The organism is Bradyrhizobium sp. NBAIM08, from assembly GCF_020193935.1.
GTDB lineage: Bacteria > Pseudomonadota > Alphaproteobacteria > Rhizobiales > Xanthobacteraceae > Bradyrhizobium > Bradyrhizobium yuanmingense.
Window position 1 is genome coordinate 1 of the sequence record NZ_JADYVR010001164.1, and the last position, 392, is coordinate 392.

Here is a 392-nt window from a genome sequence, read left to right on the forward strand (position 1 = left end):
CGACGGCAGGTGGTGGACCGTCCCGGCGACGAGCCCCGAGCGGGCGAGCAATCCCTGGTAGCGATCGAGGAGCATCGGGTCGGACAGGGCACGGCCTGACTGCATCGAGCCGAGCGACGGTCCGCACGGCTCTCCGAGCCACGGCGCGGATCGGGCGGTCACGGGAGGCTGGGCACCAGCGTCGATGATCTGTGCCGTGGCCTGATCGAGCGCGTGCGTCACGTCCTCGAGCAGATCCACGAGGTCCTGGTCGGTGACCGTGGGGTCGGTCTGGCCGGACCGAGACCCCTTCGACCGCTTGTTGGCCTTCTTCATGGCGCAATCATCCACCCCGGAGGCGGTTCTGCGCCCAGCCGTGCACGCGATCGGACCGCAGACGGTGTCAATACGCC

The 392-nt window shown here is 69.4% G+C and carries 1 protein-coding gene; it reads right to left on the reverse strand.

What is annotated here, in order from left to right; genetic code table 11:
* The coding region (locus I6F37_RS43965) for a hypothetical protein (protein WP_225154980.1) at positions 1 to 315 on the reverse strand (315 nt) is incomplete at its 3' end.
* Positions 316 to 392: the final 77 nt, after the last annotated feature.